This is a genomic window from Acidovorax sp. FJL06 (assembly GCF_003852545.1).
Taxonomy (GTDB): domain Bacteria; phylum Pseudomonadota; class Gammaproteobacteria; order Burkholderiales; family Burkholderiaceae_C; genus Acidovorax.
Window position 1 is genome coordinate 1 of sequence record NZ_QAJR01000031.1, and the last position, 15,202, is coordinate 15,202.

Below are 15,202 nucleotides of genomic sequence, written 5' to 3' on the forward strand. Positions count from 1 at the left end.
ATTGCACTGGCGCTAACAACCCTGGGGCAAAGGGTTTGCGGCCGGCGATCTGCCCGGCCTCATCGATGAACCCACAGGCATCGCCGTGCGGGGCACCACCTTGTTTGTTTCTACTGCGCACGCGGTGGCAGCCGTCAAGCTCCCCTGACAGGGGATTGCGCGCAATCGACTGAAAAGGGGCTGCTGACACCAGCCCCTTTTTTTGCCCCATCAGCGCAGCAACTGGCGCGCCACGTGCGCAACGTGCGCCGCATCCACCCCGAAGAACTGCCGCAGCGCCGCGCGCGTATCGCTGCGGCCAAAGCCGTCCGTCCCCAGGGTCACGTACTTGCGCCCTTCGGGGATGAAAGCGCGCACTGTCTCGGGCACGGCGCGCACGTAGTCGGTGGCGGCCACCACGGGCCCGCGGGTGGCGGCCAGTTGTGCGGCAAGCCAGGGGGTGCCGGGCTCAACCCCTTCTTCACCCGCCAGCGTGCGCTGTTCGCAGGCCACGCCGTCGCGGGCCAGTTCGCTCCAGCTGGTGACGCTGAGCACGGTCACATCCACGCCTTCGCTGGCGAGTTGTTCTGCGGCCTTGACCACTTCGGTCAGGATGGCGCCGGAACCCATCAGGGTGACGGAATTTTGAGAAGAAATCAGGCCCTTGCGCGCATCCACATTGCCCTGATAGCTCCTGAAAACATAGCAACCACGCAATACGCCTTCTGCGGCGCCTTCGGGCAGATCGGGCTGGGCGTAGTTTTCGTTCATCAGCGTGACGTAGTAGAAAACGTCGCGCTGCTCGGTCACCATCTCACGCATGCCGGCGTCGACGATGACGGCCAGCTCGCCCGCGTAGGCGGGGTCGTAGGCCTTGCAGTTGGGGATGGTGGCGGCCACGAGGTGGCTGGTGCCGTCCTGGTGCTGCAGGCCCTCGCCGCCCAGCGTGGTGCGGCCCGAGGTGGCTCCCAGCAAGAAGCCGCGAGCCCGCTGGTCGGCAGCCGCCCAGATGGCGTCGCCCACGCGCTGAAAGCCGAACATCGAGTAGTAGATGTAGAACGGCAGCATGGCCAGGCCGTGCACGCTGTAGCTGGTGGCGGCCGCCGTCCAGCTCGCAATCGCCCCTGCTTCGCTGATGCCTTCTTCGAGGATCTGCCCATCGAGCGCCTCACGGTAGCTCAGCACCGAGCCGATGTCCTCGGGCGCATAGCGCTGGCCTACGCTGCTGTAGATGCCGACCTGCTTGAACAAATTGGCCATGCCGAAGGTGCGCGCCTCGTCGGCCACGATGGGCACGATGCGCGGGCCGAGCTGGGCGTCCTTCAAGAGCGTGCCCAGCATGCGCACAAAGGCCATGGTGGTGCTCATCTCCTTGCCGTCGGCCTGCAGCGCAAACTGGGCGTACTGCGCGATGGCGGGCACGGGCACCCTGTCGCAGGCGGTTTCGCGGCGCGGCAGGGGGCCGCCCAGGGCGGCGCGGCGTGCGCGCAGGTACTGCATTTCGGGACTGTCTTCGGCCGGTTTGTAGAAGGCAAGGCCCGTGGCCTGCGCGTCGGTCAGCGGCAGGTTGAAGCGGTTGCGGAATTCGATGAGATCGGTGTCGTCCAGTTTCTTCTGGCTGTGCGTGGTCATCTTGCCCTGGCCGGCCGTCCCCATGCCGTAGCCCTTCTTGGTGTGCGCCAGGATCACCGTGGGCTGGCCCTTGTGGGCGGCAGCTGCCGCGTAGGCGGCGTGGATCTTCACCAGGTCATGCCCTCCGCGCTTCAAGCGATCGATCTGCTCATCCGTCATGCCCTGGGCCAGCGCGGCCAGTTCGGGGTTCTGGCCGAAGAAGTTGTCGCGGTTGAAGCGGCCGTCCTTGGCGGCAAAGGTCTGCATCTGACCATCGACCGTGCCTTCAAGGGTACGTACCAGCGCGCCGGTGAGGTCGCGGGCAAACAGGCCGTCCCAGTCGCTGCCCCAGACCAGCTTGACCACGTTCCAGCCCGCGCCCGCAAACAGCCGCTCCAGCTCGTCGATGATGCGGCCGTTGCCGCGCACCGGGCCGTCCAGGCGCTGCAGGTTGCAGTTGACCACCCAGACCAGGTTGTCCAGGCCTTCGCGCGCGGCCAGGGTCAGGGCACTCATGGATTCGGGCTCGTCCATCTCGCCATCGCCAAACACGCCCCACACCTTGCGCTGGGTGCAATCGAGCAGGTTGCGGTGCGTGAGGTAGCGCATGAAGCGCGCGTGGTAGATGCTGCTGATGGGGCCGATGCCCATGGAGCCGGTGGGGAACTGCCAGAAGTCCGGCATCAGCCAAGGGTGCGGGTAGCTCGACAGCCCCTGCGCGCCCACACCGGGCGCCGCGATCTCCTGCCGGTAATGCTGCAGGTCGTGCTCGGACAGGCGCCCTTCGAGGAAGGCCCGCGCATACACGCCCGGCGCGCTGTGCGGCTGGAAGAACACCAGGTCGCCCCGGTGCTGGCCCGGCGCCGTGCCCTCACGGGCGTGGAAGAAGTGGTTGAACCCGGTCTCGAACAGATCGGCCGCGCTGGCATAGCTGGCGATGTGGCCGCCCAACTCGCCATAGGCCTGGTTGGCGCGCACCACCATGGCCAGCGCGTTCCAGCGCATCAGCGAGGCCAGGCGCTCCTCGACCGCCAGGTCGCCCGGGAAGGCCGGCTGCGCCTGCGCGGCCACCGTGTTCACATAGGGCGTGTTGAGCTGCGGCTGCCAGCCCACGCGCTGGGCCCGGGCCAAGCGCACCAACTCCTGCAGCACAAAGCGCGCTCGCTCGGGGCCTTCGGTGGCGACCAAGGCCAGGAAGGCGTCGCGCCATTCGGCGGTCTCCTGGGGGTCGATGTCGGCCAGGGTGTCCTGGGGGCTGAGCAGGTGGGGGGGCAGTGGGGCGTTCATAAAGCACACTCTAGAAGGATTTGCAAAAAATGTGATGCTGAAACAGGCCAGCCCAGCGCCTTTAAAAGCACAATATGCCGATCTATCAGGCAAATGAAGCACATGAAGCTGGACACCACCGATCTGCGCATACTGGCCGAACTGCAGGCCGACGGCGCGCTCTCCAATGTGGAACTGGCGCGGCGCGTGCACCTGTCGCCCTCGCCCTGCCTGGCGCGGGTGAAAGCGCTGGAGGCCGCAGGCGTGATTGCCCGCTATGTGGCCCTGGCCAACGCAGCCGCGCTGGGCCTGGGGCTGAATGTGTTCATCAGCATCAGCCTGAAAACGCAAAACAAGGAGGCGCTGGCCGACTTCGAGCGGCGCATTGCCGAGCAGGATGAGGTGATGGAGTGCTACCTGATGAGCGGCGACTCCGACTACCTCATCCGCGTGGCGCTGCCCGACATCGCGGCGCTGGAGCGGTTCATCCTGGAGCGGCTCACGCCGATTCCGGGGCTGGAAAAGATCCGCTCCAGTTTCGCGCTCAAGCAGGTGCGCTACAAAACGGCGCTGCCGTTGCCATCGCCGGTGCCAGCTCGGCCTTGAAGCCCAGCGCCTGCACCAGGTCCAGCGCCTGGCCGATGTCGGCCAGGATGTCCTCCACATCCTCCAGCCCCACAGACAAGCGCACCAGCCCCTCGGCAATGCCGTGGGCGGCACGCTGCTCAGGCGTGTAGGTGGAATGCGTCATGCTGGCCGGGTGCTGGGCCAGGGTTTCGGCATCGCCCAGGCTCACGGCGCGGGTGACGAGCTGCAGCGCGTCCATGAAGCGCACGCCCGCCTGCAGGCCGCCGCGCAGCTCAAAGGCAATCATCCCGCCCATCTGGCGCATCTGCTGCTTTGCCAGCGCGTGCTGCGCAAAGCTGGACAGGCCGGGGTAGTGCACGGCCGCCGCAGCCGGGTGGGCGGCGATGAACTCGGCCACCTTCTGGGCGCTCTGACAGTGGCGGTCCATGCGCAGGGCCAGGGTTTTCAGGCCACGCATCACCAGGTGGGCGTCTTGTGCCGACATCACGGCGCCGGTCATGTCTTTCAGGCCGTACAGGCGCACGCGCTGGGCCAGTTCGGCATCAGCAAACACGGCAGCACCTGCGGTCAGGTCGCCATGGCCGCCCAGGTACTTGGTCATGGAGTGCACGCTCACATCGGCGCCCAGTAGCAGCGGCTGCTGCAGGTAGGGCGTGCAGTAGGTGTTGTCCACCACCACCTTCGCGCCCTGGGCATGGGCCAGGGCCGACACGGCGGCAATGTCCACCAGGCGCATGTTGGGGTTGGCGGGGGTTTCGAGGTAGAGCACCCGGGTCTTGGCGGTCAGCGCCTCGGCCACGAGGGCGGGGTCGGTCATGTCCACATGGCGCACCGTCACGCCAAAGCGGCCCAGGCCATGGTGCAAGAACGAGAAGGTGCAGCCGTAGAGCGTGAGGTCTGCCAGGATCTCGTCGCCCGGCTCCAGCATGGACCACAGTGTGGCGGTGATGGCGCCCATGCCCGAGCCAAACACCACGGCGCCTGCGCCCTCTTCCAGCGCCGCCAGCCGCCCTTCGAGCAGCGCCAGCGTGGGGTTGGCGATGCGGGTGTAGAAGTAGCCTGACGCCTGGCCCGCAAAGCAGCGCGCGCCGTAGGCCACGTCCGGGAAGGCATAGGTGGCCGAGGTGTGGATGGGCGGCACCAGCGCGCCCTGGTGGTCGGCGGGGTTGTAGCCGTGGTGGATGGCGCGGGTGCTGAAGCCGGTGGCTGTGCTGCGGTCGGTGGTGCGGGTCATGCTTGTCTCCTGGTGGGCCGACCACAGACGGGATGGGGGTCGGATGCAGAGATTCTTGAGCCCATCGACAGGCAAAATTTCGCCTTTTTTGCCCTAAAAATCCAATCAAAGGGCAAAATTTACCCAAACCATCACAAACCACCATGCACCCCTACCCGCTCGACCCCGTGGACCGCACCTTGCTCAACGCCCTGCAGCGCGATGGCCGCGCCACCGTGGGCGACCTGGCCGAGGCGGTGTCGCTGTCCACCTCGCCCTGCTGGCGGCGCGTGCGGGCACTGGAAGAGGCCGGGGTGATTGCCGGCTACCACGCCCACCTGCACCGCCAGCGCGTGGGCTGGGGCGTGCTGGGCTTTGTGCAACTGGCGCTGCACGACCACCAGGCCGACACCACCTCAGCCCTGGAGCGCGAGGTGTTGGCCATGCCCCAGGTGCTGTCGTGCCACAACCTCTCGGGCCGCTACGACTACCAGTTGGAGGTGGTGGCGGCCGACCTGGAATCGTTTGCCGACTACGTGCGCACCCATGTGCGCAGCCTGCCGGGCGTGCGCGAGATCTCGACGAGCTTTTCGCTCAAGGAAGTGAAGCGCACCATGGCGCTGCCGGTGTAATCCGGCCGCCAGTGCCCCGGGCGGCAGGGCGTTGATTCAAAAGGCGGTGGGCTTGGTGGACAGCGACTCCAGCCAGGTCACCGTGGCCGCCAATTCGGACGGCCGGATCTCGTGGGCGCTGGGGAACTCGTGGTACGCCACCGTTACCGGCAGGGGTGCCATGTGGTGCGCAATGGCCTGGGCATTGGCCAGGGGGATCACGTTGTCGTGCGTGCCATGGCTCAGCCACAGCTGCTTGCCGCGCAGCGCATCGGCCGGCGCCGTGAGCGGCACCACCTGGGGCAACAATCGGCTGTGCCACACCAGGCCGGCCTGCATCAGCGCAGGTTGGGTCAGCAGCAGCGACAGCGCCATGATGCCGCCCTGGCTGAAGCCGCCCACCACCACGCGCTCGGGCGGAATGCCCAGTTGCTCGGCGGCCGATTCGACCGCCTGGGCCACCAGGGCACGGCTTTGGGCCTCTTGCTGTTCGTTGATGGTGCGCTCGCCGCCCGGCTCGATAGAGAAGTCAAACCACGCGTGCGAACCCGGCCCCATGCGAAACGGCGCGCGCAGGCTCAGCACATGAAAGCGCTCGGGGATCTGGGGTGACAGGCTGAACAAATCCTGCTCGTTGCTGCCCACGCCATGCATCAGCACCAGCAGCCAGGGGCGGGGCGTGGTGGCGGCAGCGGGACGCTGCAAAAAGGTGAGCGGTAGATTGAGCATAGACAAGCGCCTGTGGCAGGTTTGGATAGAGGGATATGCGCCCGGCGGGTCAGTGCACGGGCTGCAAGGCAAACGCATCCATCGACAGCATGCTGTACATCACCTCGCGGCTCAAGTAGTTTGCGTGCAGGTCGTCGCCCGCCGCGCCCAGCGCGAAGAAGATGGGCAAAAAGTGGTCTTCGGTGGGGTGCGCGCGGCGCGCATGCGGCGCCTGGCTGCGGTAGTTGAGCAGCGCGGCCAGGTCGCCCCGCGCCAGCGCCGCTTCGATCCAGCGGCTGAACTCCAGCACATAGGGCGCGGGCTCGCGCGCACCGCCAAAAAACTCGGCCAGGTTGTGCGTCATGCTGCCCGAACCCACCACCAGCACGCCCTGGCTGCGCAGGCTGCGCAAGGCGGCGCCCAGCGCATACACCTCGGCCGGGCCTGCGCCCACGGGCAGGGCCACCTGCACCACGGGCACGTCGGCCTCGGGGAACAAATGCATCAGCGGAACCCAGGCACCGTGGTCAAAGGGGCGTGCGGCATCGCCTTGCGCGGCCACGCCAGCGGCCTGCAGCAGGCCCAGCACCTCTTGCGCCAGCGCGGGCGAGCCCGGGGCAGGGTATTGCAGCTGGTACAGCGCGGGCGGAAACCCGCCAAAGTCGTGCCAGGTGGCAGGCTGCGGCCCGGTCATGACCTGGGCCGAGCGCGCCATCCAGTGCGGCGACATCACCACCACCCCGCGCAGGCCAGGGTACTGCCCCTTGAGCGCTTCGCCCCACTGGGTGAGCGCAGGGCCGGTGGTGCCGGCATCCAGTGCAAACAGCGGTGCGCCGTGCGAGACAAACAGGGCCGGAACGGTGGCTGGAGCCGTGGGCGGAACGCTGGGGGAAGGCTGGGCAAAGGCGGTCATGGCAGTTTCATCCGTGAATGCCATGACTGTAGGACCGATGGGCGCCCGCACCAAGCCCTGCGGTGCAGACAGATTGTTCCATGGGTGGTGCCAATCCGGCCGGTGCGGCACGGCGGCGGGTATCAGGAACCGTCGCGCACCCGGCCCCGCAGCGCCTTCGTCACCCCACGCTGGGCCTTGCCCTCAAGGCGCCGCTGCTGCGAGCCATAGGTGGGCTTGGTGGCACGGCGCACGCGCGGCGGCACGGCCACGGTGTTGACCAGCGCGTTCAGGCGTTCCAGCGCGTCGGCACGGTTTTGCTCCTGGCTGCGGTACTGCTGGGCCTTGATGACGACCACGCCCTCTTGTGTGATGCGGGTGTCACGCAGGGCCAGCAGGCGCTCCTTCACGCCCTCGGGCAGCGACGAGGCCGCCACGTCAAAACGCAGATGCACGGCACTGGAGACCTTGTTGACGTTCTGCCCACCCGCGCCCTGGGCGCGCATGGCGGTGATCTCCACCTCGTCTTCAGGCACCACCAAGGGCAAAGGCGGCAAGGCCATCACATCAGGATCAGGGTCGGCCCCGCACGCCCGGCAATCAGGCCGCGGCCTGCTGCTGGGCCAGCAACTGGGCCAGGCCGTCAATCGCAAGGCCATAGCCCAGTACGCCAAAGCCGCACATCACGGCCCTGGCGGCGGCGGCCATATAGGAATGGTGACGGAACGCCTCGCGCGCATGCACATTGCTGATGTGCAGCTCGATCAGCGTGATGCCCGTGCCCTTGGTGGCGTCGTGCAGCGCAATGCTGGTGTGGGTGTAGGCCCCGGCGTTGATGACCACGCCCACCTGCTCGCCCGCCGCGTGCAGGCGGCCTGCTTCGTGGATCCAGTCCACCAGCGCGCCTTCGTGGTTGCTTTGGTGAAAGCGCAGCGCAAAACCGTGGCGCTGGCAGGCATCGGCACAGAGCTTTTCCACATCGGCCAGCGTGGCGGCGCCATACACAGCGGGCTCGCGGGTGCCCAGCAGGTTCAGGTTGGGGCCATTCAGGACAAAAACGGTTTTTTTACTCACAGACTGCATCTCCGGGCTAGGCGCCTGCCACGCTGGCAGGCCAGAGTGCGGGATTATGCGGTGCCCCGTTCGGCAAGCCCCACGAAAAAAGCGGCCCCGGGGGACCGCTGTAAAAAGGCAGCCTGTGCAACGCTGCCTGTGAGCGACTGGCGCCCAAGAGGTGGGGAAGGCCCCACCGCCAGAACCGCTCAGCGGTCCCAGTGGCGGCCGTGGTGATGGTGGCGATGGCCATAGCCGTAACCATAGCCGCCGTAGTACACCGGGGGGGGTGGCGTGTAGTACACCGGGGGCGCGTTGTAATACACAGGGCGGGGTGGTGCGTAATACACCGGTGGGGGCGGCGCCACATACACCGGAGCGGGCGCGTAGTAGCCATTGCTGGCCCCCACCACCACGCCGGGCACGCCGATGCCCACCGACCAATTGACATCGCGGGCCTGGGCGGAGCCGGCACCGGCCACCAGGGCCAGCGCCACACCCGCCACAGCGGCCGCAGCAGAAACAGAACGGGTTTTCGTCATGGAAATCTCCTTGTGAATGAGGACAGCCCGCCAGACGCGACCCGCCTCACCGGTACACAACGCACCAAGTAGCCAAAAGGATGGCACAAAAGCGTCTTTACGTTGTGTCTGAACGTACACGCGCTTGTTTTAATGCGCAAAGCGTCACGAAACGGCCGCCTAAAATGGCTGGATGAGCACCCCCTCCCCCGCCAATACAGCCGCAGTGGCCCCTGAAACCGTCAAGACCAGCAACTTTTTGCGCCAGATCATCGAGCATGACCTGGACAAGGGCACCTACGCCGCCCGCCGCTGGGCCGGCACCCCTGGCGACGCCGCCCACCACGCGGCCGGCCAGCCCGACCCCGCCAAGGTCCGCACCCGCTTCCCGCCCGAGCCCAATGGCTACCTGCACATCGGCCACGCCAAGAGCATCTGCATCAACTTCGGCCTGGCGCGCGACTACGGCGGCATCTGCCACCTGCGCTTTGACGACACCAACCCCGAAAAAGAAGACACCGAATACGTCAACAGCATCATCGACGCGGTGAAATGGCTGGGCTTTGACTGGAACGGCGCGCCCGACGCCGCCCCCTACCAGGCCAGCGACTACTTCGGCTTCATGTACCGCGCGGCCGAGTACCTGATCGAATCCGGCCACGCCTATGTGGACGAGCAGACCACCGAGCAGATGCGCGCCAACCGGGGCGACTTCACCAAGCCCGGCGTGGACAGCCCCTTCCGCACCCGCACGCCCGAGGAGAACCTGCGCATCTTCCGCGAGATGCGTGACGGCGAGCATGAGGATGGCTCCATGGTGCTGCGCGCCAAGATCGACATGGCCAGCCCCAACATCAACATGCGCGACCCGGCCATCTACCGCATCCGCCGCGCCACCCACCACCACACGGGCGACACCTGGTGCATCTACCCCATGTACACCTTTGCGCACCCCATCGAGGACGCGCTGGAACAGATCACCCACAGCCTGTGCACGCTGGAGTTTGAAGACCAGCGCCCCTTCTACGACTGGCTGCTGGAGCGCCTGACCGAAGGTGGCCTGCTGGCCGGCCCCGCCCCCCGCCAATACGAATTCGCCCGCCTGAACCTCACCTACGTCATCACCAGTAAGCGCAAGCTCGCCCAGCTCGTGTACGACCACAAGGTGAGCGGCTGGGACGACCCCCGCATGCCCACCATCGTCGGTCTGCGCCGCCGGGGCTACACCCCCGCAGCGCTGCAGGTGTTTGCCGACCGCATCGGCGTGACCAAGTCCGACAGCTGGATCGACTACAGCACCCTGGAAGGCTGCCTGCGCGAAGACCTGGAATTGAAGGCCCACCGTGGCATGGCCGTGCTCAACCCCGTCAAGCTGGTGCTGACCAACTGGGACGACGTGATGGGCGCAGGCCACCTGGAGCCCTGCAGCCTGCCCGCCCTGCCCCACCCACCAGAAGGGGTGGAAAGCCCCGTGCGCCACTTCACCATCGGCAAGGCAGTCTGGATCGAACGCGAAGACTTTGAAGAAGTGCCCCCCAAGGGCTACAAGCGCCTGTTCCCGGGCAACAAGGTGCGCCTGAAGGGCGGCTACGTCATCGAATGCACCGGCTGCACCAAAGACGCGGCGGGAACCATCACCGAGGTGCTGGCCACCGTGGTGCCCGACACCAAGAGCGGCACCCCCGGCGCCGACAGCGTGAAGGTCAAGGCCGCCATCACCTGGGTGGGCGTGGCCGACGGTGTGAACGCCGAAGTGCGCATGTACGACCGCCTGTTCCTCGATGCACACCCCGACGCGGGCGGCAAGGACTTCATTGAAAGCCTGAACCCGAACAGCCTGAAGGTGGTGACCGCCATCGTGGAGCCGTCACTGGCCAATGCCGCGCCGGATCAGAAGTTCCAGTTTGAACGGCACGGGTACTTTGTGGCGGACCGGGTGGACCACGCGGCGGGGAAGCCGGTGTTCAACTTGGCGGTGGGGTTGAAGGATTCGTGGGGGAAGTGATTACCTCTTGATTGAAAAGAAGGCCAGCAGATTTTTATATTTGCTGGCCCTTTTCTTTTGGACTGATGACAGCTTTCGCCACCCGAAGCGGTCTGTCACAGTGCAATATGGATCTGTCATTTGCTGTCGTTCAGTTAAAGCCCCCGCCCTCCAGGTGGGGTTTTCCCATTTCAAGCACTTCGTATTTCAAGGGGCTTCAGCTCCCCAGTGGCTTGGTTTGAAAACACGGTCTGCGACTTTGGGTGGAATGGCAAATGCTGCTGCTGTGTAAGCTGCAGCTTGAAAAGCGAGGAAAAAACAATATGCTGCTAACCGATATCGCCGTCGAGCACACCCTGGTGTCCAAAAAGAATGGAGTCCGTCAGACTTTCTTACTGCATCCGTTTACCGATACACAGCGAGATTCACTTGGTAAATTCGAGATCGTTCGTGACATCAGCCAGCCAGGACTCAAAGACGTTAAACGTTCAACCTTCGTGACGTTTCAACAATTGGCAGAGTTGTATGCCAAAGGGGCGCTCGAAGAATTCGGGTTTTCCGTTCGCATGTGTCCAGGTCAGGGCACGTACCCCGCCAAGAATCCAGCCAAAAAGATACTGCCAACCAGCATCAGGCCGGGCTCACCGTTCGACCTGGCTGTTCAAAAGGTTGATATTTCAAAACCTGCCACTCGCGAATTGAGAACAGCCTTGCTTCGCACCAACGTCACACTTTAAGGGTGGTGACGCTGATAGATATAGATATGGGAGTCCCTGTGAATTCACCCGTTGCCCATGCTGAGCTCATCGCCACTTTCAAGCGGGCGCAGGCAGATGCCGCTCACAAGCTCGGATTGATCCAAGCTGCTGCGAACAAGGGCCCCAAGGCAGCCCAAGCCGCCACGGAAACGGCTGCAAAGGCCGTAAAACGCAGGGACTCGTATGCAAAAAAGCTGGAAACCCTGGGGGTGAGCCTCAAGGATTGAGGGCGGCCCAGCTAGGGGCGTGGACCAGGTGGAGCCCGGTGCCGCACGCAACCCCTACGTGCCGGACAGCATCAACCGCCACCGCGTTGCTGTTTTTGCAGCGTGACCCGCGTGCCTTTTTGTGGGACGTGCGCGAGGCGGCGCTGGCTATCCAGTCGTTCACCACGGGCATGGACGCAGTGGCCTACGCAAGCAACCTGATGGCCCAGGCGGCTGTGGGGCGCTAGTTTGAAATCACAGGCAAAGCACGCTCAGTCAGCCAACCAAACCGGACACAGCCGTAGCAGCCCGCATTCCTGACCTGACGCAGATCGTGGCGTTCCGCAACCAGCTCATCCACGGTTACGCAACCGTCAATGTCAGCACGGTGTGGAGCATCACTCAAACCGCACTGCCCGCGCTGCGGGATGCTGTGCATACTCTTCTCGACGAACTTGGCTAGCGCCTGGCAGCAAATGCACTGTGCACGGTGAGGGCGCAGTGCTAGCATGGCCCGACCACCATCACAAGGAGTGGGCCATGACCGCAATGAACGTCGTGCACATGCGTGTGAAACCGGGCAAAGAGGAGGACTATGTCCGCCTGCACCAGGAGATGGACATCCGCTCCATGCCAGGGGGGCGCAACTTCTGGCTGATCCGTTCGGGCGAGCGCAGCTTTGTTGTCGTCGGTGAGTGGGACAGCCTGGAGGCGATGGCAAACGCACGCCCCGCGATGATTGCCAATCTGGACAAGTTGCGCCCCTTGCTGGAAGACCTGGGCGGTGGCCGCGGGCTCACCGAACCCTGGTCGGGCGAGGTGGCTTTGCACATGAAATCCTGAAGGGCGGCGGTGGCGGCGCTGCCAGCCGTCGGTCCGTCTGTCCGTCTTTTTGCACGCTGTCCATTTCCCCCAGGGGCGCGCATGGCGCACAGCCCCATCCCCACCATGCGCCGCCGCAAGCCCCACCATCATGTCTATGTGATTGAGCTCTCCAAAGACGTGCTGCTGGAGCCGCGCTTTCGCAAGAACAACCCGGGCTACGTCGAGGGCAAGCCCTGCGTCTACGTGGGCATGACGGGGCTGGACCCGGATGTGCGGTTCGACAAGCACAAGGCGGGTATCCAGGCCAACCGGTTTGTGACGCAATATGGCCTGCGCCTGTTGCCCGATCTGTATGAAGGCTTCAACCCCATGGGCTACGAGGAGGCGGTGGACCGGGAGATCGAGATCGGCATCGACCTGCGCTCGGCGGGATTTGGCGTGTGGCAGGCGTGACGGCATCGCGGCCACGAAGGCGCGCTTCCCTTACCATTCGGAGTTACTCATTTTTTCATAGCTTCTCGCGCATACCCATACAGCGCCAGCGGCCTTTTTCCCTCTAAACCCTTCCCGTACCATGAACTTCGCAGACCGCCTCCGGCAACTCCCCTCCACCGCCCACCTGGCCGCGCTGCAGCTGCTGGGCGCCGATGGCCAGGTGCTGGCCACCATCGAAAACAAGCCCGGCCAGGCCGGGTCGCTGGTGGTGTATGCCGCGCTGGCGGCGCTGTACGGCGGCACCATCACCCCCGCCGCAGCCAGCCTGGGCCTGGAGTGGTATGCCGAGCACACGGCCGATGCGCGGGCCTTCCCCGGCAAGCACCCCAACATCGACCGCTTGCTGGCCTGGGCAGCGGGCCACGAGAGCTTCTGCGCGCAGGCCGTGGCGGCCTGAGCCCCCGGCCCCGCCGCTTCAAGAAGAAAAAGAAAACGCTGCGGCCGGCGGCGCTTTGTCGAAAATAGGCCGGTCCGTTCGTCGCAGGCTGGTGCACACCTTGCGCGGCAAGCCGGTGTTCACCTTCCCGCCACCCTGCATGTAGCCATTGCAGTTACCGACAAGGAGACCGTTCATGACAAGCACCGCCCCCACCGCAGCCACAAACACCGGCACCGTCACCCTGCACCGCGTGCTGCGCGCCCCGGCCGAGCGCATCTACCGCGCGTTTCTGGATGCCGATGCCATGTGCAAATGGCTTCCACCCCATGGTTTTACCGGCCGAGTGCTCAGCCTGGACGCACGCGTGGGCGGCAGCTACCGCATGCAGTTCACCAACCTGAGCAGCGGCGGCACGCACGCATTTGGCGGCGAGTATGTGGAACTGGTGCCGGGCGAGCGCATCGTGCACACCGACCGGTTTGACGACCCGAACCTGCCCGGCGAGATGCGCACTACCATTCAGTTAAAGAAGGTAATCACGGGCACCGAGGTGTCCATCGTGCAGGCGGGCATCCCGGCCGTGATCCCCACCGAGATGTGCTACCTGGGCTGGCAGGAGTCGCTGCAGTTGCTGGCGCTGCTGGTGGAGCCGGAGATTCCGGGCAACTAGGGCCTGTTCACTTCAAACCTGTCACTTCAACCACTTGTCTGCCGCTTGCTTGATGGTGCCCCGGCTGTCCACCAGGCCCCACACAAAGCCCATCACGCGCACATAGTCGGCGTCGTCGGTGGGCAGCATGAAGCCCAGGTAGTTCTTGGGCGTGAGCGGTGCATCCACAAACGCGGCATGCAGACGCGGGTCGGCCTTGGCGTAGTGCAGGGCTTCATAGGTTTCGGTGATCATCACGTCGCCCTTGCCCTCGGCGATCAGTGCGGGGATCTCGGCGTTCTTGTCGTGGGTGCTGACCTGGGCGGTTTTGAGGTTGGCCAGCACATAGGTTTCGTTGGTGCCGCCAGGGTTCTTGATGACGCGCACGGCGGACTGGTTCATCGCGTCCACGCTGGTGTATTTGGCCTTGTCGGCCGCGCGCACCAGGGCCACTTTGCCGAACGGGGCGTAGCCGGGCAGCATGTCAAAAATGCGCATGCGGTTGACGTTGCGGGTGATGCCGCCCACGGCCACATCGAACTTGTCGCCCTGCAGGTCCTTCACCAGGTTGGGCCAGGTGGTGGGCACGTATTCGATCTTCACACCCAGCTCCTTGGCCATGGTTTCGATCACGTCGATGTCGTGGCCGCTGTAGCCTGCGTCGGTCTTGATGGCAAATGGACGGTAGTCGCCGGGCGTGCCCACGCGGATGACCTTGGCCTCCATGATCTTGTCGAGCCGGGGGCCGGCCTGCGCGGCCTGGCTGAAGGACAAACTGGCGACCAGGGCCACAGCGACCAGGGTGAGGGATTTTTTTGTGATCATGTCGAAACGCTCCAGGAGGGGGGTGATGCGGTTTAGGCGGCGGCGCGGCATGCACCACAGCCCAAGGACGCAGGAAAAGAATACCCCAGCCACAAGCAACCACCGTGCCGCACAGGCGTCAAATGCCGGTGCCACCATCCACAGGCCCCTCGCTGGGTTACCCTGCACGGTTTGATCGATCACCCAAGGAAAGAAGGAATACACACCATGAAAAAACTCAATGTCACCATCCAGCTCGAAATGTCGGTGCCCGATGACTGGGAACTGGTCGAGACCTCGGAAGGCACGCCCGTGATCCAGATGTCCGAGGGCAAGTTCCTGGACATCGCCATCGAGCCCTTGTTTGCCGCCGACCCCGAAGACATGTGGAGCAGCACCGAGAGTGAAGACGAACTCAATGACGTGCTGGACATGGTTGAGAGCGAGTCCGTGGCGTATGAGTTTGTGACGCACTGAACCACGGCACCCCGCTCACCGGCCCCACGGCCGGGTGGGCCACCTCCACGGGGCGCCGCAGGCGAAGGCCGCTGCCAGCGGCGGCACAATGGCAGGCCTTGCCCTGCCCTGCTCCTCGCCATCCCTTTGTTTCCACCGCGCCCTGTGTCCGAGCCTTTCTCCTCCCCCCCACATCCGCAGCCT

21 protein-coding genes are annotated in these 15,202 nt (G+C 65.1%); 12 read left to right on the forward strand and 9 right to left on the reverse strand.

The window, feature by feature from the left end; translation table 11 throughout:
- Window positions 1-210 precede the first annotated feature (210 nt).
- Entirely contained in the window at window positions 211-2,877 is a 2,667-nt protein-coding gene (mdeB, locus tag DBV10_RS17765; RefSeq protein ID WP_124514932.1) for an alpha-ketoglutarate dehydrogenase, read from the reverse strand.
- A 102-nt stretch (window positions 2,878-2,979) separates the two neighbouring features.
- On the opposite strand from mdeB, the gene DBV10_RS17770 reads away from it, so the two are divergent.
- Complete coding sequence (locus DBV10_RS17770) at window positions 2,980-3,462, forward strand: Lrp/AsnC family transcriptional regulator (RefSeq protein WP_124514933.1); 483 nt, start codon at window positions 2,980-2,982, stop codon at window positions 3,460-3,462.
- Here DBV10_RS17770 and DBV10_RS17775 read toward each other — a convergent pair.
- Window positions 3,401-4,678 (reverse strand): methionine gamma-lyase, encoded by a 1,278-nt coding sequence (locus tag DBV10_RS17775; RefSeq protein ID WP_124514934.1) that lies wholly within the window; start codon window positions 4,676-4,678, stop codon window positions 3,401-3,403. The two genes, DBV10_RS17770 and DBV10_RS17775, sit on opposite strands and share 62 nt — an antisense overlap.
- Before the next feature lie 143 nt (window positions 4,679-4,821).
- Here DBV10_RS17775 and DBV10_RS17780 point away from each other — a divergent pair, with 143 nt between their 5' ends.
- A complete protein-coding gene (locus DBV10_RS17780) occupies window positions 4,822-5,289 on the forward strand; it encodes an Lrp/AsnC family transcriptional regulator (protein WP_124514935.1) in 468 nt (155 codons plus the stop codon).
- A 36-nt stretch (window positions 5,290-5,325) separates the two neighbouring features.
- Here DBV10_RS17780 and DBV10_RS17785 read toward each other — a convergent pair whose 3' ends face one another.
- From DBV10_RS17785 to DBV10_RS17805, 5 genes are all read right to left on the reverse strand, one after another.
- Complete coding sequence (locus tag DBV10_RS17785; protein ID WP_124514936.1) at window positions 5,326-5,997, reverse strand: alpha/beta hydrolase; 672 nt, start codon at window positions 5,995-5,997, stop codon at window positions 5,326-5,328.
- A gap of 49 nt (window positions 5,998-6,046) precedes the next feature.
- Window positions 6,047-6,889, reverse strand: a complete 843-nt coding sequence (locus DBV10_RS17790; RefSeq protein WP_124514937.1) for a class III extradiol ring-cleavage dioxygenase — start codon at window positions 6,887-6,889, stop codon at window positions 6,047-6,049.
- Between the two features lie 122 nt (window positions 6,890-7,011).
- Complete coding sequence (gene arfB, locus DBV10_RS17795; RefSeq protein ID WP_124514938.1) at window positions 7,012-7,431, reverse strand: alternative ribosome rescue aminoacyl-tRNA hydrolase ArfB; 420 nt, start codon at window positions 7,429-7,431, stop codon at window positions 7,012-7,014.
- A 37-nt stretch (window positions 7,432-7,468) separates the two neighbouring features.
- Entirely contained in the window at window positions 7,469-7,951 is a 483-nt protein-coding gene (gene aroQ / locus DBV10_RS17800) for a type II 3-dehydroquinate dehydratase (RefSeq protein ID WP_124514939.1), read from the reverse strand.
- A gap of 179 nt (window positions 7,952-8,130) precedes the next feature.
- Entirely contained in the window at window positions 8,131-8,463 is a 333-nt protein-coding gene (locus DBV10_RS17805; protein WP_124514940.1) for a hypothetical protein, read from the reverse strand.
- A 172-nt stretch (window positions 8,464-8,635) separates the two neighbouring features.
- Between DBV10_RS17805 and DBV10_RS17810 the strand changes: the two genes are divergently transcribed.
- The 8 genes from DBV10_RS17810 (at window position 8,636) to DBV10_RS17840 (ending at window position 13,107) form a co-directional block, all read left to right on the forward strand.
- A complete protein-coding gene (locus DBV10_RS17810; RefSeq protein WP_124514941.1) occupies window positions 8,636-10,447 on the forward strand; it encodes a glutamine--tRNA ligase/YqeY domain fusion protein in 1,812 nt (603 codons plus the stop codon).
- A gap of 254 nt (window positions 10,448-10,701) precedes the next feature.
- On the forward strand, window positions 10,702-11,163 hold the full coding sequence (locus tag DBV10_RS17815; RefSeq protein ID WP_233589972.1) for a hypothetical protein: 462 nt from the start codon (window positions 10,702-10,704) through the stop codon (window positions 11,161-11,163).
- Between the two features lie 38 nt (window positions 11,164-11,201).
- Window positions 11,202-11,411: a hypothetical protein gene (locus DBV10_RS17820; RefSeq protein WP_124514942.1), complete on the forward strand. Its 210-nt coding sequence runs from the start codon at window positions 11,202-11,204 to the stop codon at window positions 11,409-11,411.
- Window positions 11,412-11,497: 86 nt separating this feature from the next.
- The gene (locus tag DBV10_RS23195; protein ID WP_233589973.1) at window positions 11,498-11,638 is read left to right on the forward strand and encodes a hypothetical protein; all 141 of its coding nucleotides are present in this window, start codon (window positions 11,498-11,500) and stop codon (window positions 11,636-11,638) included.
- 86 nt (window positions 11,639-11,724) lie between these two features.
- Window positions 11,725-11,853, forward strand: coding sequence for a HepT-like ribonuclease domain-containing protein (locus DBV10_RS23405; protein WP_199740165.1), 129 nt, complete (start codon window positions 11,725-11,727; stop codon window positions 11,851-11,853).
- 77 nt (window positions 11,854-11,930) lie between these two features.
- Window positions 11,931-12,233 carry a putative quinol monooxygenase gene (locus tag DBV10_RS17830; RefSeq protein WP_124514943.1) on the forward strand — a complete coding sequence of 101 codons (303 nt, stop codon included), beginning with the start codon at window positions 11,931-11,933 and terminating at the stop codon, window positions 12,231-12,233.
- Window positions 12,234-12,338: 105 nt separating this feature from the next.
- A complete protein-coding gene (locus DBV10_RS17835; RefSeq protein ID WP_124514980.1) occupies window positions 12,339-12,668 on the forward strand; it encodes a hypothetical protein in 330 nt (109 codons plus the stop codon).
- A 121-nt stretch (window positions 12,669-12,789) separates the two neighbouring features.
- Entirely contained in the window at window positions 12,790-13,107 is a 318-nt protein-coding gene (locus tag DBV10_RS17840) for a DUF2322 family protein (RefSeq protein ID WP_124514944.1), read from the forward strand.
- An 18-nt stretch (window positions 13,108-13,125) separates the two neighbouring features.
- Here the strand turns inward: DBV10_RS17840 and DBV10_RS22795 are convergent, their stop codons facing one another.
- Complete coding sequence (locus tag DBV10_RS22795; RefSeq protein WP_158616828.1) at window positions 13,126-13,284, reverse strand: hypothetical protein; 159 nt, start codon at window positions 13,282-13,284, stop codon at window positions 13,126-13,128.
- Between DBV10_RS22795 and DBV10_RS17845 the strand changes: the two genes are divergently transcribed.
- On the forward strand, window positions 13,283-13,759 hold the full coding sequence (locus DBV10_RS17845; protein ID WP_124514945.1) for an SRPBCC family protein: 477 nt from the start codon (window positions 13,283-13,285) through the stop codon (window positions 13,757-13,759). The genes DBV10_RS22795 and DBV10_RS17845 overlap by 2 nt on opposite strands.
- Before the next feature lie 21 nt (window positions 13,760-13,780).
- On the opposite strand, the gene DBV10_RS17850 is transcribed toward DBV10_RS17845, so the two are convergent.
- Window positions 13,781-14,563, reverse strand: coding sequence for a transporter substrate-binding domain-containing protein (locus DBV10_RS17850; protein ID WP_124514946.1), 783 nt, complete (start codon window positions 14,561-14,563; stop codon window positions 13,781-13,783).
- A 207-nt stretch (window positions 14,564-14,770) separates the two neighbouring features.
- On the opposite strand from DBV10_RS17850, the gene DBV10_RS17855 reads away from it, so the two are divergent.
- A complete protein-coding gene (locus DBV10_RS17855; RefSeq protein WP_124514947.1) occupies window positions 14,771-15,019 on the forward strand; it encodes a hypothetical protein in 249 nt (82 codons plus the stop codon).
- Window positions 15,020-15,202: the final 183 nt, after the last annotated feature.